This window comes from Variovorax sp. OK605 (genome assembly GCF_900115445.1).
Taxonomy (GTDB): domain Bacteria; phylum Pseudomonadota; class Gammaproteobacteria; order Burkholderiales; family Burkholderiaceae_C; genus Variovorax.
The window spans coordinates 291810-312393 of the sequence record NZ_FOWL01000002.1; the positions used below are offsets into that span (position 1 = coordinate 291810).

Annotated in this window: 22 protein-coding genes; 12 read left to right on the forward strand and 10 right to left on the reverse strand. The window is 69.9% G+C overall.

Annotated elements, in window-relative coordinates; genetic code table 11:
* Nucleotides 1-17: 17 nt before the first annotated feature.
* Nucleotides 18-200: a hypothetical protein gene (locus tag BM013_RS41720; protein ID WP_256219812.1), complete on the reverse strand. Its 183-nt coding sequence runs from the start codon at nt 198-200 to the stop codon at nt 18-20.
* Here BM013_RS41720 and BM013_RS05730 point away from each other — a divergent pair.
* The 3 genes from BM013_RS05730 to BM013_RS05740 are packed head-to-tail and all read left to right on the forward strand — an operon-like array spanning nt 115 to nt 3193.
* Nucleotides 115-1122: a sensor histidine kinase gene (locus tag BM013_RS05730; RefSeq protein ID WP_256221425.1), complete on the forward strand. Its 1008-nt coding sequence runs from the start codon at nt 115-117 to the stop codon at nt 1120-1122. The two genes, BM013_RS41720 and BM013_RS05730, sit on opposite strands and share 86 nt — an antisense overlap.
* Nucleotides 1119-1904 carry a LytR/AlgR family response regulator transcription factor gene (locus BM013_RS05735; protein WP_093123974.1) on the forward strand — a complete coding sequence of 262 codons (786 nt, stop codon included), beginning with the start codon at nt 1119-1121 and terminating at the stop codon, nt 1902-1904. Before BM013_RS05730 ends, BM013_RS05735 begins: the two co-directional genes overlap by 4 nt.
* A complete protein-coding gene (locus tag BM013_RS05740; protein ID WP_093123977.1) occupies nt 1901-3193 on the forward strand; it encodes an AI-2E family transporter in 1293 nt (430 codons plus the stop codon). The genes BM013_RS05735 and BM013_RS05740 overlap by 4 nt, the downstream gene beginning before the upstream one ends.
* Before the next feature lie 3 nt (nt 3194-3196).
* On the opposite strand, the gene BM013_RS05745 is transcribed toward BM013_RS05740, so the two are convergent.
* Nucleotides 3197-3778 carry a TetR/AcrR family transcriptional regulator gene (locus BM013_RS05745; RefSeq protein WP_093123980.1) on the reverse strand — a complete coding sequence of 194 codons (582 nt, stop codon included), beginning with the start codon at nt 3776-3778 and terminating at the stop codon, nt 3197-3199.
* A 121-nt stretch (nt 3779-3899) separates the two neighbouring features.
* On the opposite strand from BM013_RS05745, the gene BM013_RS05750 reads away from it, so the two are divergent.
* Nucleotides 3900-4349, forward strand: coding sequence for a tautomerase family protein (locus tag BM013_RS05750; protein ID WP_093123983.1), 450 nt, complete (start codon nt 3900-3902; stop codon nt 4347-4349).
* On the opposite strand, the gene BM013_RS05755 is transcribed toward BM013_RS05750, so the two are convergent.
* Nucleotides 4350-4814: a winged helix-turn-helix transcriptional regulator gene (locus BM013_RS05755; protein WP_093123987.1), complete on the reverse strand. Its 465-nt coding sequence runs from the start codon at nt 4812-4814 to the stop codon at nt 4350-4352. It abuts the gene before it with no gap.
* Between the two features lie 127 nt (nt 4815-4941).
* Here BM013_RS05755 and BM013_RS05760 point away from each other — a divergent pair, with 127 nt between their 5' ends.
* Entirely contained in the window at nt 4942-5865 is a 924-nt protein-coding gene (locus BM013_RS05760) for a nitrilase family protein (RefSeq protein WP_093123990.1), read from the forward strand.
* Between the two features lie 135 nt (nt 5866-6000).
* Here the strand turns inward: BM013_RS05760 and BM013_RS05765 are convergent, their stop codons facing one another.
* Entirely contained in the window at nt 6001-6678 is a 678-nt protein-coding gene (locus tag BM013_RS05765; RefSeq protein ID WP_093123993.1) for an NAD(P)H-dependent oxidoreductase, read from the reverse strand.
* A 475-nt stretch (nt 6679-7153) separates the two neighbouring features.
* On the opposite strand from BM013_RS05765, the gene BM013_RS05770 reads away from it, so the two are divergent.
* Both BM013_RS05770 and BM013_RS05775 read left to right on the forward strand, forming a co-directional pair.
* A complete protein-coding gene (locus BM013_RS05770; RefSeq protein ID WP_093123996.1) occupies nt 7154-7711 on the forward strand; it encodes a hypothetical protein in 558 nt (185 codons plus the stop codon).
* 70 nt (nt 7712-7781) lie between these two features.
* Nucleotides 7782-8174: a tautomerase family protein gene (locus tag BM013_RS05775; RefSeq protein WP_093123998.1), complete on the forward strand. Its 393-nt coding sequence runs from the start codon at nt 7782-7784 to the stop codon at nt 8172-8174.
* Between the two features lies 1 nt (nt 8175).
* On the opposite strand, the gene BM013_RS05780 is transcribed toward BM013_RS05775, so the two are convergent.
* Both BM013_RS05780 and BM013_RS05785 read right to left on the reverse strand, forming a co-directional pair.
* On the reverse strand, nt 8176-9438 hold the full coding sequence (locus BM013_RS05780) for an MFS transporter (protein ID WP_093124001.1): 1263 nt from the start codon (nt 9436-9438) through the stop codon (nt 8176-8178).
* 8 nt (nt 9439-9446) lie between these two features.
* A complete protein-coding gene (locus BM013_RS05785) occupies nt 9447-9971 on the reverse strand; it encodes a GNAT family N-acetyltransferase (protein ID WP_093124003.1) in 525 nt (174 codons plus the stop codon).
* 71 nt (nt 9972-10042) lie between these two features.
* Between BM013_RS05785 and BM013_RS05790 the strand changes: the two genes are divergently transcribed.
* Nucleotides 10043-10990, forward strand: coding sequence for a LysR family transcriptional regulator (locus BM013_RS05790; RefSeq protein ID WP_093124005.1), 948 nt, complete (start codon nt 10043-10045; stop codon nt 10988-10990).
* Nucleotides 10991-11034: 44 nt separating this feature from the next.
* Here BM013_RS05790 and BM013_RS05795 read toward each other — a convergent pair whose 3' ends face one another.
* From BM013_RS05795 to ppc, 4 genes are all read right to left on the reverse strand, one after another.
* Entirely contained in the window at nt 11035-12300 is a 1266-nt protein-coding gene (locus tag BM013_RS05795) for an MFS transporter (RefSeq protein WP_093124007.1), read from the reverse strand.
* A gap of 187 nt (nt 12301-12487) precedes the next feature.
* Nucleotides 12488-13018, reverse strand: coding sequence for a hypothetical protein (locus BM013_RS05800; protein WP_093124010.1), 531 nt, complete (start codon nt 13016-13018; stop codon nt 12488-12490).
* On the reverse strand, nt 13015-13416 hold the full coding sequence (locus tag BM013_RS05805; protein ID WP_093124013.1) for a GFA family protein: 402 nt from the start codon (nt 13414-13416) through the stop codon (nt 13015-13017). The genes BM013_RS05800 and BM013_RS05805 overlap by 4 nt, the downstream gene beginning before the upstream one ends.
* Before the next feature lie 118 nt (nt 13417-13534).
* Nucleotides 13535-16378: a phosphoenolpyruvate carboxylase gene (gene ppc / locus BM013_RS05810; RefSeq protein ID WP_093124015.1), complete on the reverse strand. Its 2844-nt coding sequence runs from the start codon at nt 16376-16378 to the stop codon at nt 13535-13537.
* An 85-nt stretch (nt 16379-16463) separates the two neighbouring features.
* Here ppc and hemC point away from each other — a divergent pair, with 85 nt between their 5' ends.
* The 4 genes from hemC to BM013_RS05830 are packed head-to-tail and all read left to right on the forward strand — an operon-like array spanning nt 16464 to nt 20561.
* Entirely contained in the window at nt 16464-17390 is a 927-nt protein-coding gene (gene hemC / locus BM013_RS05815; protein WP_093124018.1) for a hydroxymethylbilane synthase, read from the forward strand.
* A gap of 16 nt (nt 17391-17406) precedes the next feature.
* Nucleotides 17407-18180, forward strand: coding sequence for a uroporphyrinogen-III synthase (locus BM013_RS05820; RefSeq protein WP_093124021.1), 774 nt, complete (start codon nt 17407-17409; stop codon nt 18178-18180).
* Complete coding sequence (locus BM013_RS05825; RefSeq protein ID WP_093124023.1) at nt 18177-19271, forward strand: uroporphyrinogen-III C-methyltransferase; 1095 nt, start codon at nt 18177-18179, stop codon at nt 19269-19271. Before BM013_RS05820 ends, BM013_RS05825 begins: the two co-directional genes overlap by 4 nt.
* 6 nt (nt 19272-19277) lie before the next feature.
* Nucleotides 19278-20561, forward strand: a complete 1284-nt coding sequence (locus tag BM013_RS05830; protein ID WP_093124026.1) for a heme biosynthesis protein HemY — start codon at nt 19278-19280, stop codon at nt 20559-20561.
* Nucleotides 20562-20584: the final 23 nt, after the last annotated feature.

Below are 20584 nucleotides of genomic sequence, written 5' to 3' on the forward strand. Positions count from 1 at the left end.
GTTGGTCACCCGATGGATCAGATGTCTGCGATGCGCAACCCGGCGATTTTATCGGCCAGCTCCACCCCCACGTCCCCGTCTTCTTCGGAAAGGCCGGAAAGGACGCGCGCGTCCCTGCGCGACGACCCCTCGATCTTCGACGCCTGCCAGATCGGCGTGGTGCTGCGCACGGTTGTTTTCGTGGAGGCGGTGGTGGCCATCGCCACGCTGTTCGTGGTCTCCGGGCCCGTCGACTGGCTGGTGCAGACGGCCACCGTCACGGGCGGGGCGCTGCCCGCCACGCTGATGTGGCTGGTGGCGGCCTGCCGGCTCAAGAAACCCCTGCGGCGCCTGCCCAAGCAGTGGCAGTACACGGCCGGCGCCGTGCTGGGGGCCGCGGCGGCGCTCTACGGCTGCGGCCTGCTGCGCCTGACCGGCGTGCTGGCCAGCGCACCCTGGCTGGCCAGCGGCCTGACCGGCGCCCTGTTCGCGGGGCTGGTGATGGCCGCGATGGTGCTGCGCGCCCGCGGCCAGACGCCGGCGGCGACCACCGCGCGGCTGGAAGAGCTGCAGTCGCGCATCCGCCCGCACTTCCTGTTCAACACGCTCAACAGCGCCATTGCGCTGGTGCGCGAGGAGCCGGCCAAGGCCGAGACCATGCTGGAAGACCTGGCCGAGCTGTTCCGCCAGGCGCTGGCCGACCCGGGCGAGTCGGGCACGCTGGCCGACGAGATCGCGCTGGCCGAGCGCTACCTGGCCATCGAGCAGGTGCGCTTCGGCGACCGGCTGCGCATCCGCTGGGACCTGGACGCCGCGGCCAGCAAGGCGCGCCTGCCGCCGCTGCTGCTGCAGCCGCTGGTCGAGAACGCCATCAAGCACGGCGTGGAACCCAGCCCGCAGGGCGCCAAGCTGCGCATCCGCACCGAGCGGCGCGGCAGCATGGTGGTGATCGAGGTGGTCAACAGCCTGCCGCCGCTGCGCTGGGCCGACGAGCCGCTGCCGCGCGGCCACGGGATTGCGCTGGCCAACGTGCGCGACCGGCTGCGGCTGCTGCACGACATGCAGATGCAGTTCAGCGCCGGCATGGACCAGAAGAACTACCGCGTGCGCATCGCCATTCCCGCAGACTCCGCCGAACCATGACCCTCAAGACATTGATCGTCGACGACGAATCGCTCGCGCGCTCGCGCCTGCGCACCCTGCTGCGCGACTGCACCTCGCCCGCCGCCGAGGTGGTGGCCGAGGCCTCGCAGGGCGCCGAGGCGCTGCAGCAGCTGGCCGCGATGCCGCTCGACCTGGTGCTGCTGGACGTGCACATGCCCGGGGTCGACGGCATCGAGGTGGCGCGCGCGCTGCGCAGCCGGGGCGACGCGCCGGCGGTGGTGTTCGTCACGGCGCACGCGAGCCATGCGGTGACGGCCTTCGACCTCGACGCGGTCGACTACCTCACCAAGCCCGTGCGCGCCGAGCGGCTGCAGCAGGCGCTGCAGAAGGCCGAGCGCTTCCTGAAGGAGCGCCGCGCGCTGCAGGCCGCGCCTGCGGCCCCGGTGGCACCAGTGGCACCGGCACCACCCGCCGCGCCGGAAACCGTGCTCATCCAGGACCGCGGCCGCTCCGAGCGCGTGCCGCTGTCGGAGGTGCTCTACCTCAAGTCGGAATACAAGTACCTCACCGTGCGCACCGCCACGCGCAGCCACATCCTGGACGGCTCGCTCAACGAGTTCGAGGAGCGCTACCCGAACCGCTTCCTGCGCGTGCACCGCAATGCGCTGGTGGCGCGCGCGGCGATCCGCGCGCTGGAGAAATACGACGACGGCGAGGACGCCGAGGGCTGGGCCCTGCGCCTGGACGCCATTCCCGAACCCGTGGCCGTGTCGCGCCGCCAGCTCGCCGCCGTGCGCGAAGTGCTGAAGGAGACACGATGACCGACGCCCCATCGACCCCCGCACCGGCCCCTGTGCCTTCGCCTTCTCCAGCGCCTTCCGCACCCGCGCCGGAGGCCCCCGCCGCCGAGCCTCCGCAGGCGGCCACGGCACAGCCCGCGCCCGAAGCACCGCCGGCAGCGCCGGCCCCGGACCCTTCCGAGCCCGCACGCGAACGCGAGCGCAAGCGCCTGCTGCTGCACATGCCGGTGGACGTGCGCAGCGCCTCGCTGGTCGTGCTCGCCGTGCTGGCCAGCGTGTTCGCGCTGCAGTGGGGGCAGGCGGTGTTCATTCCGCTGATGCTGAGCCTGCTGATGACCTATGCGCTGTCGCCGCTGGTCGAGCTGCTGCATCGCTGGCACCTGCCGCGCTGGATCGGCGCGGCGCTGATCCTCGTGGGCCTGTTCGGCGGCATCGGCTGGACCGGCTATTCGCTCTCGGGCAATGCCTCGCAGCTGCTCGATTCGCTGCCGGTCGCCGCGCAGAAGCTCGGGCTGGCCATGCGCCGCGACAAGGGTGCCAGCGCCACGCCGCTCGAGAGCGTGCAGGCCGCCGCCGCGCAGCTGGAGAAGGCCGCCGAGGAAAACTCCGCGCGCGTGGCCTCGCGCCGCGGCGTGGCCCGCGTGGTCATCGAACGGCCCAACTTCAACGTGCGCGACTACCTGCTGAGCGGCACCGTCGGGCTGCTGAGCGCCATGGGGCAGCTCACGCTGGTGGCCTTCCTCACGTACTTCGCGCTGTGCTCGGGCGACACCTTCCGCCGCAAGCTCATCAAGATCACCGGCTCTAGCCTGCAGAAGAAGAAGGTCACGGTGCACGTGCTGGACGACATCACGCGCAACATCGAGCGCTACCTGCTGGTGCAGATCCTGGTGAGCGCCGTGGTGGGCGTGGCGACCGGCCTGGCCTTCTGGGCGCTGGGCGTGGAGAACGCGGCGGTGTGGGGAATCATCGCGGCCGTGACCAACCTCATTCCGTACATCGGCTCGGTGATCGTGCTGGCGGCCGCGGGGCTGGTGGCCTTCCTGCAGTTCAACAGCCTGCAGATGGGCATCGTGGTGGGCGGCGTGTCGCTGGCCATCCACACGATCATCGGCAACCTGCTGATGCCCTGGCTCACCAGCCGCACCAGCCGCATGAACCCGGTGGCGGTGTTCGTGGGCGTGATCTTCTGGGGCTGGCTCTGGGGCATCTGGGGGCTGCTGCTGGGCATTCCGATCACGATGGTGATCAAGGCGATCTGCGACCGGGTGGAAGACCTGCAGCCGATCGGGGAGCTGCTGGGCGAGTAGGTTTCAGCCGAGCAGCGCCTTCAACTCGTCGGCGGCCGACTTCAGGATCTCCTGCGACAGCGCCTCGTCGTTCACCGCGCGAGACAGCGACACCGCGCCGACCAACGACGACAGCGCCGTGATCGCCTTCGCGCGCTTGTCCTTCGACGGTTCCGCCGCCGCCAGCCTGGCCAGCAGGTCGAGGTAGCTGTTCACCTGCTGCGTGTAGGCCGTGCGCGCGCGCTGGTTGCTGCGCGCCACGTCGCCGGCCAGCGTGGTCACGGCGCAGCTGGTGGCCAGCGCGTCGCGGTGCGCGGTGCTCAGGTACGCATCGACCAGCCGGGCCGCCACCACCTGCCGGCTCGCCTTGGACGCGGCCACGGCCTCGACGGCGCGGCCGCCGTCGCTCAGCGCGCATTCCACGGCCTCGGCCACCAGCTCGTCGCGCGAGCCGAAGTGCCGGTAGAAGCCGCCGTGCGTGAGGCCGGCTTCCTTCATCAGGTCGGCCACGCCGATGCCGTCGACGCCTTCCTCGCGAAAGCGCGCGGCGGCGGTCTGCACGATGCGCTCGTGGCTTTGCTCCTTGTTCGCTTTGGAATGGCCCATGTCGGTGAAAAAGTCCTCGGTGCGCGTGCTTGACGGTGAGGATTATGTTCATCATCATCCTGCATTTGGATGATGGTCGTCATTCAGAATTCAAGACCAACGCCTCAACAGGAGCCTTCCCATGCCCATGATCGACGTCTACGCCGCCGCAGACATGTTCCCCGCCGACGCGGACCGCCAGCTTGGCGAGGCGCTCACGCTGGCCGTGCTGCGTGCCGAGGGTGTGGCCAAGCCCGGCCCGTTCCACCTCGACAACACCGCCGCGTACATCCACCGCATGCCGGCATCGGCCGTGCAGACCGCCACCAGCGCGCAGGCCCGCACGGTGCGCGTGCAGATTGTCACGCCGCCGGGCTCGCTCAACCGCGAAGGGCAGAAGCAGATCACCAGGGAAGCGACCGAGATCGTCGCGAAACTCTCGGGCGACCCGGGCCAGGCGGCGCGCACTTGGGTGATCCTCACCGAGGCGGCGGAGGGCGGCTGGGGCCTGTTCGGCACCGCCTTCGGCAAGGAAGAGTTCGGCGCGCTGGCCGCCAGGGCGAAGGCCGCGGCGGCAGCAGCGGCGACCTGATCAGCCGGCGCCTGCCTTGACCGGCAGCTTCTTCACGAAGGTGCTCGCCGGGTCGAGCGGCTGCCCGTCGCGCGTGAGCAGCGCGATCTTCGGCACCGGCTTGCCGCTGTCGCGCTCCAGCAGCGTCGAATGCGGCTCGCCCTTGGCGAACAGGTGCGCCTCGCCCCATTGGCGCAGCCCGACCACCACCGGGAACAGGCCCTTGCCCTTGGGCGTCAGCACATACTCCTGGTAGAGCGAGCCGTCCGAGGCGGGCGCGAGGTCGAGCACGCCTTCCTGCACCAGGTACTTGAGCCGGTCCGACAGGATGTTCTTGGCCACGCCCAGGCTCTGGTGGAACTCGCCGAAGCGCTTCATGCCGTCGAACGCGTCACGCACGATGAGCAGCGACCACTGGTCGCCGACGATTTCGAGCGAGCGCGCCATCGGGCATGCGTCGTTCTTCAGGCTTTTTCTCTGGGCCATGGTTTTCCCCTTTGGGGGGCGAGTGTAGGGCGCAATGCCATGTTGGTTGCAAAGTAAAACCTGAATGGCTACGATCCATCTGGTTTTAATTTGAAACCTAAAACCTAAAACCTGAAAGCCTGAGTTCATGCATCCATCCATCGCCCATTCATCCGACGCCACCCCCGGCCTGCGCGCCAGCCCCGTGCGCGTGGCCGTCGTTCAGTTCGATCCGCAGGTCGGCGTCGAGAACCTCGCGCGCAACACGCAGGCCGTGAACGAACGCCTGCTGGCCGCTGTCGAGAACAAGGCCCGGCTCATCGTGCTGCCTGAACTGGCCACCACGGGCTACTGCTTCAGTGGCCGTGAAGAGGCCTACGCCCATGCGCAGCCGGTGCCCGGTGGCGAGACCGTGCAGGGCTGGGTGGCGTTCGCCGCGCAGCACGACGTGTACATCGTCGGCTGCCTCGTCGAGCAGGACGGCCCGCAGCTGTTCGACACCGCCGTGCTCGTCGGCCCCGAGGGCTACATCGGCCGCTACCGCAAGACGCACCTGTGGAACAACGAGAAGCTCTGGTTCACGCCCGGCGACCTGGGCTACCCGGTGTTCGAGACCAGGATCGGCCGCATCGGCCTGCTGGTGTGCTGGGACATCTGGTTTCCCGAGACGACGCGCATCCTCGCGCAGCTGGGCGCCGACATCGTGTGCCTGCCCACCGCCTGGGTCTGGACGCCGCCGCCGCTGTACGACGCCAGCGGCACCTGCATGGCGGCGTACCTGACGATCACCGCCGCGCACTCGAACAACGTGTTCATCGCCGCGGCCGACCGCGTCGGGCAAGAGCGCGGCGCCGGCTTCATGGGCAACTCACTGATTGCGGGCACCAACGGCTGGCCGGTCGGGCGCATCGCCGGGCCCGACGAAGACACCATCCTCTACGCCGACGTGGACCTCGGCGCCGCGCGCAGCGCGCCCATCTGGAACCAGTTCAACGACCTGCACCGCGACCGCCGCACCGATCTGTACGACGCGCTGCTGGGGTATCGCGGTGCGCAGGCGCTGCCCAGGTGACAGCCAACGAAGCCTCGCTGCATGCCGACGAGAAACTCGCTCCTGGCGCCTGCCGCCACGGCGGCGGCATGCTCGAACCCGAGCCGCCTGCATCGCTCTCCTGCAGGCCATGCAGGCCGATCGCTCGACGTCGCCTCAGACTTCCGTCACGAACTGGTCGCGCGGCCGGCGCACCTTGGTGAGGTTGACCAGCCAGTCTTCGTCCGCCACGCGGTAGCCCACGGGCAGGATGGCGACGCTGCGCAGGCCGCGCGGGCGCAGCTCCAGGATGTCGTCGAGCGCCGCGGGGTCGAAGCCCTCCATGGGGGTGCTGTCCACTTCTTCGTGCGCCGCTGCAATCAGTGCCGCGGCCAGCCCGATGTAGGCCTGGCGGGCCGCATGCGCGAAGTTGACCTCGCTGCCGCGCTGCGGATAGCTGCCGAGCAGCATGGCACGGTAGTTTTCCCAGCCTTCGTTCGTCGTGCCGCGCACGGTGTTGGTCAGGTCGAACATGTGGTTGATGCGCTCGGCCGTGTAGTCGTCCCAGGCAGCGAAGACGAGCAGGTGCGAGCAATCGACCACTTGGCCCTGGTTCCACGCGATGGGCTTGATGCGTTCGCGAACCGCCGCGTCGGTGACCACGAAGATCTCGAACGGCTGAAGGCCGCTGGACGTCGGCGCCAGGCGGGCGGCCTCGAGGATGCGCTCCAGCTTTTCCTTCGGGACCTTGCGCGTTGCGTCCATTTTCTTGGTCGCATAGCGCCACTGCAGGGTGTCGAGCAGTTTGGCTGCAGTGGGTTCGTCGGTGGCGGATTGGGCAGAAGAATTGGACATGGATCGTTCGGTTCGATGGAAAGGTTGGGTGCGCACACTGCGCCCGCCCCGGATTTTCATGGCCCTTCGAGCGAGGCACCGGCGCGCCGAAGCGTTACTCAGTTTCCGCGATGGAAACAATCGCGGTCCGGCCCGAGCTGGTGCCCGCTCGGACCACCTTCACCGCCGCCTGCTGGATCACCTTGCCTCGGCATGGCCCGGTCGGCGTTGTTGCACGCATGGCGCGGGCTGGGGACGTGGACCGTCGTGCGGGGCGGCCTGGGCCTGGGCCTGGGGCCTGGGGCCTGGGGCCTGGTTTGGCGCGGCAGCGGGTTGAGCTCGTGAAAGGATCATCGGGTTTCGACCGGGGTAGGTGCGCAGGCCGTTCGCGCGGCTGCCCGGCTCCATCGGTGGACTCGACCATGCGCTGCATGGCGCTCATGCCTCAAAATTGGCGCAGTCGGTCACGTCATGCAGACCTTCCACAGGGGACCCGATGAGCATCGGCATCAGTGCGTTCACGCACGCGCTACCACCGGATTGGCGGGCACGCTTCGCCGCAGAAATGCAAGCGCTCGATGTGGGCCTTGAGCTTCACCCCGACTTTCATCCGCTCGGGCCGGATGTCGACTGCCTGTGGGCGAAGCTCGATTTCCACACCTTTTCTCGTGTCCGTCCCGGTGTCAGCCTGCTGGTCGGCTGCGGATTCGAGCACGTTGGCCGTGCAGAAATCGAGGCGAGAAACAGGTGGCGCCTGTATCCGCCTGAAGCCAGGGAGATGGACCATTTCTACGATCTGAGCAGCAGCATGGGCCGGGCGGACGCCACGGTCGCGGTGCAGGTCGTCGTGTGCGCCGCGCTTGCGGTGATCGCCGGCGGTGTGGTCCACGGTCTGGGAGGTGACGACATGGTGATCGGGCCAGGGGCGGAATTGCGTACCGCCGTCAGAGCCCATCTCGATCTCCTCAGTGACCGTGGCGCAAGGCCTTTCACCGGCTGGCCCTCGCTGGATCTCGACGAGGTGGACAGTTTTCCGTTTGCCGATGCCATTTGAGAAATGGCGAAGCCGCTCAGTCGAAGACTTGCTTGACGCTTCGATTCCCTGACTCTTCTTTATCCCCGATATGCCCTACCTCCAACTCGACGTGAACGGCCGCCACCCGGTGGCCGACAAGAAGCGCCTTGCCAAACAGCTCAGCGAGACCTACGCGCGCCTGATGAGCGTGGACATCCGCCGCATCAGCATCGCCATCCGCGAGGTGGGCGAGGGCGGCGTGTGGCGCATGGTCGACGGCGACCCCGCAGAGGTGTCGGTGCTGATGTGCGACATCCGGCGCGGGCGCTCGGCCGAGCTGCGGCTCGAGGTGGCGAAGGCGCTGTGCCGCGACTGCATCGACATCCTGGGCCTGCGCGAAGACCGGCTCAACGTCGAGTTCACGCAGCACTCGGGCGACGAGATGTACCACCCGACGCTCGGTGGCTACAGCCCCGAGTGGACAGAGGGCGAGGATCCGTGAGTCACTGGGCGAGGGCGCGCGCCCGGTGCAGCCGCGAGAAGCGCGCGATCATCAGCGGGCCCAGCAGCGCACCGAGGCCGACCGAACTCCACGCCGCCACCCAGCCGTGCGTGCTGCCCAGGCCGAAGCGGGTCTGCCCCCAGTCGAGCGCCAGGCCGAACACCCACGGGCTGAGCGCGCCCGCGCCGAAGCCCATCACCGAGCGCACCGAGTACGCCACGCCCAGCCGGTGCGGCGCCACCACGTCGGCCAGCGCGGTCGAGTAGACCGACGAATCGGCGATGGCGAGCAGGTTGTAGACGGCGGCGGCCGCGGCAAGCAGCCACAGCGGCCAGGTCCACATCCAGCCGAACGAGAACGACATGCACAGGCTCGCCACGGTGGCGATCATCATCACCCGCGCGCGGCCGAGCCGGTCGGAGGCCGCGCCGCCCGCCACGCTGCCGAACACGCTGACGAGGTGCGCCAGCGCGGCCAGCGCAATGCCCGCGCCTTGCCATGACGTGCCGGCGCCCGACGACGCCACCAGGTAGGCCGGCAGCCACGCCCACAGCGCCATGAGCTCCCAGCAGTGGAAGGCGTAGGCCCAGTTGCCGGCCATCGCGGGCTTGTCGCGCACGGTGGCGGCCAGCGACTGCCAGGGGCCTTCGCGCGGCATGCCGGGCGTGCCGGCCACGAATGCCATGGCCGGGCGCATGCGGCGCAGCGCCTGCACCGTGAGCAAGGCGCCGGCCGCGGTGCCCGCCGCCGCGATCAGCAAGCCCAGGCGCCAGTGCTGCAGATGGCTGCAGACCGCCACCACCGCCAGCGAGAGCGCATAGCCCATCGACGCCGACCCGATGAACAGGCCCATCGCGCGCCCGCGCACCGCCGGCTCTGTGTTGCGCGCCAGCAGCTGCAGGCCCGGCGTGTACGAGGCGCCCGCGCACAGGCCGGCCAGGCCGTACAGCAGCACCGCGGAGAGGTGGTCGCGCGCGAACACGGCAAAAGCCAGTGCCGCCATCGCGCTGACGGCGCTGCCGGCCAGGAAGATGCGGTGCGGCCCGTAGCGATCGGCCAGCAGGCCGACCGCGAACAGCGAACTCATGTAGCCCACGTGCCATGCGCTCTGGATCGAGCCGGCCTGCGCGGCCGTCAGTTGCCAGTCGGCCATCAGGAAGGGCAGCACGCCGGAGTAGGCCGTGACGATCATGGTCTGCAGCAGCCGGCTCGCGCACAGCAGCGCGAGCCAGCCGCGCATGGGCCCGGTGTCTTGCGCGGTCATCGTGCGGCTCAGCGCAGCGCGCGCTGCATCAGCACGGTGTCCACCCATTGCCCGAACTTGAAGCCGACGTCGCGCAGCACGCCGACCCGCTCGAAACCCAGGCTCTGGTGCACCCCCTGCGAGCCGGCGTTGGCGCTGTTGCCGACCACGGCCACCATCTGCGTGAAGCCGCCGTCGGTGCAGCGGCGGATCACCTCGCCCAGCAGCGCCTTGCCAATGCCGTGGCCGTGCATGCCTTGCGCGACGTAGATCGAGTCTTCCACCGTGTGCCGGTAGGCGGAGCGGGCGCGGTAGGCGGTGGCGTAGGCATAGCCGGCGACCTCGCCGTCTTTCAGCGCCACCAGGTAGGGCAGGCCGCGTGCGCGCACGTCGGCGCGGCGCGCCTGCATCTCTTCGACGCTGGGCACCTGCTCTTCGAAGGAGCAGAGGTCGTGCAGCACGTAGTGGCTGTAGATGGCCTGCACGGCGGCCATGTGGCGGGGCTCGGCGTCGGCGATGTCGACGAGGGTGGAAGCGAGGCGTGGCGATGACATGGCCCCGATGTTGACGATGCACCATCGATAAGAGAAGCTTCGTCTGCCTATGCGGTGCATAAGGAATACTTTTGGAAAAAACACTCAACCTCGACCAGCTCAAGTCCTTCGGCCTGGTCATCGAGACCGGCAGCTTCTCGGCCGCGGCCGACCGGCTGGGCGTGTCGCAGCCGGCCGTGAGCCTGCAGATCCGCCAGCTGGAGCGCCGCCTCGCGGTGCGGCTCATCGAGCGCGTGGGCAAGCGCGCCAAGGCCACGCCCGCGGGCATGGAGCTGCTGCGCCACATGCCCCACATCGACACCGCGGTGGAGAACGCGATCGACGCACTGGCCGACCACGCCAGCGGCGTCGCCGGCCGCGTGCGGCTGGGCACGGGCGCCACGGCGTGCCTGCACTTCCTGCCGGCCGTGCTGCGCACGCTGCGCGAACAGTTCCCGGAACTCAGCGTGGTCGTGAGCACCGGCAACACCGAAGACCAGGCGCGCAAGGTGGAGGAGAACAGCCTCGACCTTGCGCTGGTCACGCTGCCGGCGGCGGGGCGTTCGCTGGCGGCGATGCCGGTGCTGGAAGACGAGTTCGTCGCGATCGGCCCGGTGAGTGGGCCAGTGAGTGGGCCGATGAGTGGGCCCGTGGGGTCCGCGCGTGGGGCTTCGCTGAAGGCCAAGCTCACGCCGGCCGAGCTGGGTGCCTTGCCGCTGGTGCTGTTCGAGCCCGCCGCCAACACGCGCAAGCTCGTCGACCGCTGGTTTGCCGCGGGGGCCGTGCATCCGCAACCCGTGATGGAGCTGGGCAGCGTCGAGGCGATGAAGGAGATGGTGGCCGCGGGGCTGGGCTACGGCATCGTGCCGGGCATGTCGATGACGGGCCGCGGCGCCCACCCCGGCCTGAAGACGCACCGGCTGAACCCCCGCATGCAGCGCACGCTGGCCATCGTGGTGCGGCGGGACAAGCCCGTCAACAAGGCGTTGCGCGTGGTGCTCGACGCGATCCTGGCGGCCGGCAAGCGCGGCCGCCGCTAGCTGGCCTGCGCCGCTGGCTGGCGGCCAGCCAGCAGTTCAGCCGTTCATTCCGGAATCGCAGCCATCCGCACGCTGCCGCGTGCGCGGCCCAGCGTGCCGACGATCAGCGCGGCGGCCAGCACCAGCACGCCGCTGAGCACCATCGCGCTGGAGATGCCGAAGCTGTCGACCGTCACGCCGCCGATCAGCGCGCCGGCGGCAATGGCCACCTGGAAGCCGCTGACCAGCAGGGCCTGGCCGGCTTCGGGCGCGTCGGGCACGGCCTCGAGCATCCAGCCGGTGAGCGCCACCGGGATCAGGCCGAAGGCCACGCCCCAGATCACCACCACCACCGCGCCCGGCACGAAGCCGGTGCCGATCAGCGTGGACATCAGCAGCGCGGCCGCCAGCATCAGCGCCGCCAGCAGGGTGGTGCCGCGCACGCTGCGCGCCACCATGCTGCCGCCCACGAAGGTGCCGACGAAGCCGACCGCGCCGTAGACCAGCAGCAGCGTGGAAACGGCATTGGGCGCCAGGCCGAACACCTGCTGCAGCAGCGGCTTCAGGTAGGTGTACGCCGCGAAGTGGCCGGCGATGAAGAACAGCACCGTGAGCAGGCCGACCTGGGCCATGCGGCGCGTGAGCGGCGTCAGCAGGTCGCGTGCGCCGATGGCCCGCGCCGGCGGAATGGCCGGCAGCAGCCACAGCTGCACCACCAGCACGAAGGCCGCGAGCGCACCGGTCACGGCGAACGAGGCGCGCCAGCCGAACAGCGTGCCGAGGAACGAACCGGCCGGCACGCCGAGCACGGTGGCGGCCGACACGCCGGCCAGCACCAGCGACATGGCCCGCGCCTGCGAGGCGTGCGGCACCAGCTGCGTGGCGGCGGCCGGCGCAAAGGTCCAGAAGCCGCCCACGCACAGGCCCAGCAGCAGGCGCGCGACCAGCATGGTGGCGAAGTTGGGCGCGAGCGCGGCGAGCAGGTTCGACGCGATGAGCAAGGCGGTGAGCGCGATCAGCACGGTGCGCCGGTCGAGCCGGCCCGAGGCCACGATGAGCGCGGGGCCGGCGAAGGCCGCCAGCACGCCGGGCATGGTGACCATCAGGCCCGCGGTGCCGTCGGACACGTTGAGGCCGCGTGCGATGTCGGTCAGCAGGCCGATGGGCATGAACTCGGTCGAGACCATGGCGAAGGTGCCGACGGCGATGGAGCTCACGGCGAGCCATGCGGAGCGCGACGCGGGCGCATGCGCCGTTGCCGCGGCGGGCGTGTCGGGCGCAAGGCCGCCGACCTCGTCGATGCACGGGTTGCTGCTGGGTGAATTCATCATGGGATGCGGTCCTGGATCGCATCGGCGGTGCATGCACGCCAATGCCGGTGAAAGGGCATTGGAGTGTGCGAGCCGTCGCCTTCGCGACAAAGGGGGCGCGCGGCAGTAGTCAGTTTCCTTGCCGCGAACAATCGGCTCTTTTTTGCCCCGTTGACATCTTCGCCCGTCGCGCGGGTGGCGACGGCCGTCAGAGCACGCGGCCGTCGGCCACGAACGAATCGCCGATCAGCACGCGAAAGGCCGCACCCTGCGCAAAGCGCGGCTGCGCCAGGGTCGGCGAGAGGTACTCGATGTCGACCTCGGCCGCCGTGCCGCGCTCCAGCACCTCGCCCGGCGGCACGAACCAGCGTGCCGAGAAGCCTTCCTTGTCGATCACCAGCGCGCAGCGGTATTCGCCCGACGAGATCGGCACGTCCTGCGAAGGCAGCCCCGGCTTGCGGAAGACGAGTTCGACGCGCGCATGGGCCGTGAAAGCGCCCGTGGTGTCGAAGCTCGGCGGCGCGTCGACGGCAGCGGGCTTCGCGCGGCGCGGCCGCTTGCTGATGAGCCATGCAATGACGTTGCCGATGATCGGCACCCACAGCACCATCAGCAGCGTGCCGATGTCGCGCGTGGTGGTGCCGGGCGTTGCGTAGTGCCGGACGATGGCGCCGCCGATGGCCACGCACAGCAGCACGGCGACGATGACCTTGCGGCGAAACTGGATCTTGGTGCTCATGCCTTGGGGGGTATCGCTTCTGAAAAGGAGGGGATGGCGGTGCCGTGGTCGAGCCACGGCACTTCGAGCGAGGTCCAGATGTGCGCGCTCGGGCGGCTGCCCGGGTCGTCGTCGAGCGAGGCCACGCGCAGGATCACCTGCGGCTGCGCGACCCATTCGGCCACCAGGTGCGTGCCGCAGCGGGTGCAGAAGTGGCGCAGCTTGCCGGGCGTCGATTCGAACGAACCGAGCGCCTCTTCGCCCGCGGTCCAGCGGAAGTCGGTGCGGTCGGCGCGCGCGGTGGTCGTGAAGGCCGCGCTGTGCGCCTTGCGGCAGGTCGTGCAGTGGCAGTGGACGATGGGGCCCGCGAGACGGGTGGCCTCGTACTGGACGGTGCCGCAGAGGCAGGAGCCTTTCATGGCGTTCTCTTTCGGTGGGAGGGACTGCGAGTCTATGTCCGCCGCAGGACAAGACGGGCCCGTGGGGCCCGCCTTCATCGCTTCATCGCTTCATCGCTTCACTTTTTCGTGCGCGGCATCAGCCCGTGTTGCGCAGGCCCGCGGCCACCCCGTTGATCGAGATGTGGATGCCGCGCTGCAGCCGCTCGCCGCCGTCGCCCGCGCGGTAGCGGCGCATCAGCTCGACCTGCAGGTGGTGCAGCGGGTCGATGTACGGGAAGCGGTGGCGCACCGAGCGCTGCATCTCGGCGTTGCCTTCGAGGCGCTGCTTCGCGCCGGTGATGAGCGTGAGCGCGTCCGAGGTGTGGTGCCATTCCGCATCGATCATCGAGAACACCTTCGTTCGCAGCTTGCGGTCGGTCACGAGTTCGGCATAGCGCGAGGCCAGCGCGAGGTCGCTCTTGGCCAGCACCATGTCCATGTTCGACAGCAGCGTGCGAAAGAACGGCCACTGCGCGTACATGCGCTGCAGCAGGGCCACGCGTTCCTTCTTGCCCGCGGCGGTGCCGGCGGCGGCCAGGAACTGCTCCACGCCCGAGCCGAAGCCGAACCAGCCCGGAATGGTCAGGCGGCACTGGCCCCAGCTGAAGCTCCACGGCACGGCGCGCAGGTCGTCGATCTTGTGGCTCGGGTTGCGCGAGGCGGGGCGCGAGCCGATGTTGAGTTCGGCGATCTCGCGGATCGGCGTGGAGCCGAAGAAGTAGTCGCCGAAGCCCGGGGTCTCGTACACCAGCTTGCGGTACGCGGCCATGCTCGCGGTCGACAGCTCGCCGGCCGCCGAGAGGAAGGTGGCCGGCGCCAGCTTGCCCTGCGGCAGCAGCGTGGCCTCGAGCGTGGCGGCCACCAGCGTCTCGAGGTTGCGCCGGCCGATCTCGCGGTTGGCGTACTTCGAGCCGATGACTTCGCCCTGCTCGGTCAGGCGGATCTGGCCGCGCACCGTGCCCGGCGGCTGCGCCAGGATGGCCTGGTAGCTCGGGCCGCCGCCGCGTCCCACCGTGCCGCCGCGGCCGTGGAACATGCGCAGTCGGATGGGGTTGGCCTTTTTCTTGTTGAGCTCGTCGAACAGCGACACCAGCGCAATGCCCGCGCGGTACAGCTCCCAGTTGCTGGTGAAGATGCCGCCGTCCTTGTTGCTGTCGCTGTAGCCGAGCATCACGTCCTGCTCGGCGCCCGAGCGTTCGATGAGCGCCTGGATGTTCGGCAGCGCATAGAAGGCGCGCACGATGGGCGCGGCATTGCGCAGGTCTTCGATGGTCTCGAACAGCGGCACCACGATCAGGTCGCAGGTCGCGTTGCTGCTCATCGCGCCGCGCAGCAGGCCCACTTCCTTCTGCAGCAGCAGCGCCTCGAGCAGGTCGCTCACCGTTTCGGTGTGGCTGATGATGTAGTGGCGGATGGCCGCCGCGCCGTAGCGCGCACGCGCGGCGCGGGCCGCGGCGAAGATGGCCAGCTCGCTGCGCGCGAGCGGCGAGTAGTCGGCGTCGGGCACGCGCAGCGGGCGCGCGTCGTCGAGCAGCTTGAGCAGCAGCGTCTGCTTGGCTTCCTCGGCCAGCGAGGCGTACGACGGCTCGATGCGCGCGGTGGCCAGCAGTTCGGCGATCACCGCCTCGTGCTTGTCGGAACTCTGGCGCAGGTCGACCGTGGCCAGGTGGAAACCGAACACTTCCACCGCGCGGATCAGCGGCAGCAGGCGCGGCGCGGCAAGCACGTTGCCGTGCTTCTCCTCGAGCGACTCGGCCACGGTGCGCAGGTCGCCCAGGAACTCCTCGGCCCTGGTGTACGGGTTCTGCGGCGCGACGGCATGGCGCGCGGCCTCGCCGCCGGTGAGCTCGCGCAGCGTGGCGGCCAGCCGCGCATACACGCCGGTGAGGGCGCGGCGGTAGGGCTCGTCCTTGCGGTGCTCGCTCGTGTCGGGCGAGCGCTCGGCCAGCGCCTGCATCTCGACCGACACGTCGACCAGCGTGGCCGACAGCGAGAGCTCGCCGCCCAGGTAGTGCACCTCGGTGAGGTAGTAGCGCAGCGCCAGCTCGCACTGGCGGCTCAGCGCGTACTCGAGCGTCTCGGCCGTGACGTTGGGGTTGCCGTCGCGGTCGCCGCCGATCCACTGGCCCATGCGCAGGAAAGGCGCGACCGAGGGCGTGTGGCCGCCCTGGGCCAGCGCCTTCTCGAGGTCGGCGTACACGCGCGGAATCTCGCGCAGGAAGGTGGCCTCGTAGTAGCTCAGCGCGTTCTCGATCTCGTCGGCCACGGTGAGCTTGGAGAAGCGCAGCAGGCGCGTCTGCCAGATCTGCGTGACGCGCGTGCGCATCTGCGTCTCGTTGTCCGCGAACTCCAGCGGCGTGAGCGTGTCCTTGCCGCTGGCGTAGGCGTTCTGGCGCAGCCGGATCTCGTCGCGCACGGTGAGCAGCTGCGCAATGGCGCGCTCGGCGTCGAGGATGCTCTTGCGCTGCACTTCGGTCGGGTGCGCGGTGAGCACCGGCGACACGTAGCTGTGGGCCAGCGAGGCGACGATTTCGTCGGGCTTCACGCCGGCCTTGCGGATGCGCGCCAGCGCGGTCTGCAGGTCGCCGTCGACGCTCTCGCCGGCGCGCTCGGTCTCGGTGCGGCGGCGGATCTGGTGGCGGTCCTCGGCCAGGTTGGCCAGGTGGCTGAAGTAGGTGAAGGCGCGGATCACGCGCACCGTTTCCGCGGCGCTCAGGCCCTTGAGCAGGTTCTTCAGCGCGCGGTCGGCGGCATGGTCGGCATCGCGGCGAAACGCCACCGACAGCGTGCGGATCTTCTCGACCAACGCATAGGTCTCGTCTCCTTCCTGCTCCCGGATCACATCGCCGAGGATCCGGCCCAACAGCCGGATGTCGTCGATCAGTGGCTGGTCTTCGGCCTGTCGGCGCTTGGGGAGGGCAGGGGTCTTGCTGGCTTTCATTCGATGTTTGTCCTGGACTTCTTGAATGGATGCGCCGTCTGCGTTGCTGCGGCGCAACATGCTAGCATTCCGACGGTCTGCAAACATGTACTTTTTGGGAACGGTCTTGAGCAATATCGTGATCGCCACGCGCGAAAGCCGGCTGGCCCTTTGGCAGGCCGAACACGTGCAGGCGCTTCTGCAAGAACGAGGCCACACGGTCAGCCTGCTGGGCCTCACGACCACCGGCGACCAGATCCTCGATCGCTCGCTCAGCAAGGTGGGCGGCAAGGGGCTCTTCGTGAAAGAGCTCGAACTCGCGCTCGAAGAAGGGCGTGCCGACATCGCGGTCCATTCGCTGAAGGACGTGCCGATGGACCTGCCCGAAGGCTTCGCGCTGGCCTGCGTGCTGGAGCGCGAAGACCCGCGCGACGCGCTCGTCTCGCCGCGCTACGCCTCCATCGACGAACTGCCGCAGGGCGCGGTGGTCGGCACCTCCAGCCTGCGCCGCGTGGTGCTGCTGCGCGCGCTGCGGCCCGACCTGCGCATCGAACCGCTGCGCGGCAACCTCGACACCCGCCTGCGCAAGCTCGACGAAGGGCAGTACGACGCCATCGTGCTGGCCGCGGCCGGGCTCAAGCGGCTGGGGCTCGAGAGCCGCATCCGCGTGGCCTTCGAGCCCGACACCATGCTGCCGGCCGCGGGGCAGGGCGCGCTCGGCATCGAGGTGCGCGCGGACCGCGCCGAACTCATCGCATTGCTGAGCTCGCTGGCCCACCGGGGCGACTGGCTCTCGACCGCCGCCGAGCGCGCCGTGAGCCGCGCGATGGGCGGCAGTTGCTCGATGCCATTGGCCGCGCATGCGCGCTGGCAGGCCGACGGCGCCTTGCGCATCGACGCCGCCTGGGGCGACCCCGAAGGCAACGCGCCGCTGGTGAAGGTGCATGCACTGTCGAGCGCCGCCGACTTCGCCGAGGCCGACGCGCTCGGCCAGCGCGCCGCGGCGCTGCTGCGCGACGCCGGGGCCCACTGACAGCCGTGGTCATCGCATGACCACCCGTCCCGTCATCGTCACGCGGCCGGCCCGCGAGGCCGCGCACTGGGTTGCCGACCTGCGCGCGGCGGGGCTCGATGCGGTGGCGTTGCCGCTGATCGCGATCGAGCCGGTGGCCGATGCAGCAGCCTTGCGCAACGCATGGCTGCAGCTCGCGGACCATGCGGCGCTGATGTTCGTGAGCGCCACGGCGGTCGAGCATTTCTTCGCGCACAAGGATGCCGGCGTTTCATTGGCGGGCCGCCGTTTCTGGGCCACGGGCCCCGGCACCACGCGCGCCTTGCTCCGCGCGGGCGTGCCGCCCGCGTCGATCGACGCACCGCCGCCCGAAGCCACGCGCTTCGATTCCGAGGCGCTGTGGGAGCGCGTGCAGACGCAGGTGTCGGCCGGCGTGCGCGTGCTGATCGTGCGCGGCGGCGACGAAAACGCGAACCCGACGGGACGCGACTGGCTCGCCAACGAGATCGATGCCGCGGGCGGCCTCAGGAGCACCGTGGTCGCGTACCGCCGGTTGGCGCCGTCGTTGGACGTCGTACAACGCCAGCTGGCCATCGACGGAGCCGAAGGCCGCGCGATCTGGCTCTTCAGCAGTTCCGAAGCCATCGGCAATCTCCAGCGCGCGATGCCCGGCACCGACTGGCATGCGGCCAGCGCCGTGGTCACCCATGCACGCATCGGCGAAGCCGCGCAGGCCGCGGGTTTTGGGGCGTTGCGTGTATGCACACCGCTGCAAGACGCACTGGTCGCGTCGATAGAATCCCTGGCATGAGCGCCGCGTCCCCGTCAGACGATCTTTCTTCCCCCACCGTTGCCGCACCGCCGGTGCCCGTCACCGTGGCACCGCACCAGACACCGGCCGCGCAGGCCGCGGGTGCACTGCTGCTGTCGCGCCTCGCGTTCGGGCTCGTGGCCCTCGTTGCGGTGGTGGCGCTGCTGATGGTCATCGCGCTGTGGCAGAAGGTGGGCGGCATGAAGGAGCAACTGGCGCGCCAGAGCGCCGATGCCATTGCCCAGTCGATGGAAGCGCGCACGCTGGCACGCCAGGCCAGCGACACGGTGCGCGACGCCGCGGCGCGCGTGGCACTGGTCGAGACGCGCGTGGCCGAAGTGGCGCTGCAGCGCTCGCAGCTCGAAGAACTCATTCAAAGCCTCTCGCGTTCGCGCGACGAGAACCTCGTGGTCGACATCGACTCGGCCGTGCGCCTGTCGCTGCAGCAGGCGCAGGTCACCGGCAGCGTGGAGCCCTTGCTGGCCGCGCTAAAGGCCGGCGACCAGCGCATCGCGCGCGCGGCCCAGCCGCGGCTGGCGCCGCTGCAGCGCGCCATGCAGCGCGACGCCGACCGCCTGCGCAGCAGCGCCAGCACCGACAGCGCCGAAGCGCTGCAGAAGCTCGACGAACTGATGCGCGGCGTGGACGACCTGCCCACGCTCAACGCCGTGGCCGTGCGCGGCACCGGCGCCAACGCCTGGCAGGCCGAGCCGATTCCCGCCGACGCGCCGTGGTGGCAGCGCGCGCTGCTGACGGTGCGCGGCGAGTTGCGCTCGCTGGTGCGCGTGGGCCGCATCCAGAGCCCGGAGGCCATCCTGCTGGCGCCCGAGCAGTCTTACTTCCTGCGCGAGAACCTCAAGCTCAAGCTGCTCAACGCGCGGCTGTCGCTGCTGTCGCGGCAGATGGAAGCCACGCGCACCGAACTGGCCCAGGTGACCGTTTCGCTCAACCGCTATTTCGATCCCGCATCGCGCCGCACGCAGGCCGCTGCCACGCAGCTGCAGCAACTGCAGTCGCTGGTGAAGACGACCGAAGCCGTCCGCATCGACGACACATTGACCGCGCTCGCCACCGCGGCTGCAGGACGCTGACCGGGAATGCGCGCCGCAATCTGGCTCCTTGCGCTGTTTGCCGTTGCCGCGGCCGTCGCCCTGTTCGCAGGCAACAACCAGGGCACGATCACCGTGTTCTGGCCGCCGTGGCGTGTCGACCTGTCGCTCAACCTCGTGCTGGTGATCCTGCTGGTGGCCTTCGTGCTGCTGCACGCCGCGTTGCGCGCGCTGGCGGCACTGTTCTCGCTGCCGAAGCAGGCGCGCCAATGGCGGCTGCAGCAGAAGGAGCGCACGCTGCATGCGGCACTGCTCGACGCGATGGTGCAACTCATCTCCGGCCGCTTCTCGCGTGCCCGCAAGGCGGCCCAGGCCGCGCTGACGCAAGAGAAGACGCTGGCCGCGCTGGGCGCCAGCCTGCCGCAGGCGCAGCAGGTGCGCGTGCTGTCGCATCTGCTGGCCGCTGAAAGCGCGCAGGCCCTGCAGGACAAGCCGGCGCGCGACGCCCACCTGCAGCAGGCCCTCAACGAAAGCGCCGACCGCGCCGTGCTCTCCAGCCCCGAGACGCGCGAAGGCGTGCAGCTGCGCGCCGCCCGCTGGGCGCTCGAAGACCGCGACGCGGCCGCGGCGCTGGCCCGGCTCGAGGAACTGCCGCAGGGCGCGCAGCGCCGCACGCTGGCACTGCGCCTGCGCCTGAAGGCCGCCCGCCAGGACCAGCGCACGCTCGAGGCGCTGGAGACCGCGCGGCTGCTGGCCAAGCACCGTGCCTTCTCCGAAGCCGCTGCACAGAGCATCTTGCGCGGCCTTGCGACCGAGCTGCTGTCGGGTGCACACGACCCGGCGCAATTGCAGCGCGCATGGACCGAACTCGACGCCAACGAACGCGGGATGCCCGAGGTGGCGATCCACGCGGCGCAACGCATGGTGGCGCTGCGCGGCGACCTGGCACTGGCGCGCGGCTGGCTGCTGCCAGCCTGGGAGCGCATGGTGGCGAACCCGCGCGGCCTGGGCGACGGGCTGCGCGTGAAGCTCGCGCGTGCACTCGAAGCCGGGCTCGATTCGGTCGATGCCGACTGGCTGGCCCGCATCGAAAGCGCGCAGCGCAACAACCCGCGCGACCCCAATCTGCAGTACCTCGCGGGCATGGCCTGCATGAAGCGGCAGCTGTGGGGCAAGGCCCAGCAGCTGTTGATGCAGGCCGGGCTCGGCCTGCAGGACACCGAGCTGTACCGCCGCGCCTGGCTGGCATTGGCCCAGTTGGCCGAAGACCGCAACGACGCCGCCCAGGCGGCCGAAGCCTGGAAGCGCGCGGCGCAGGTCGAGAGCACCTGAGCGTTTTGGACGCTTGGAACGTT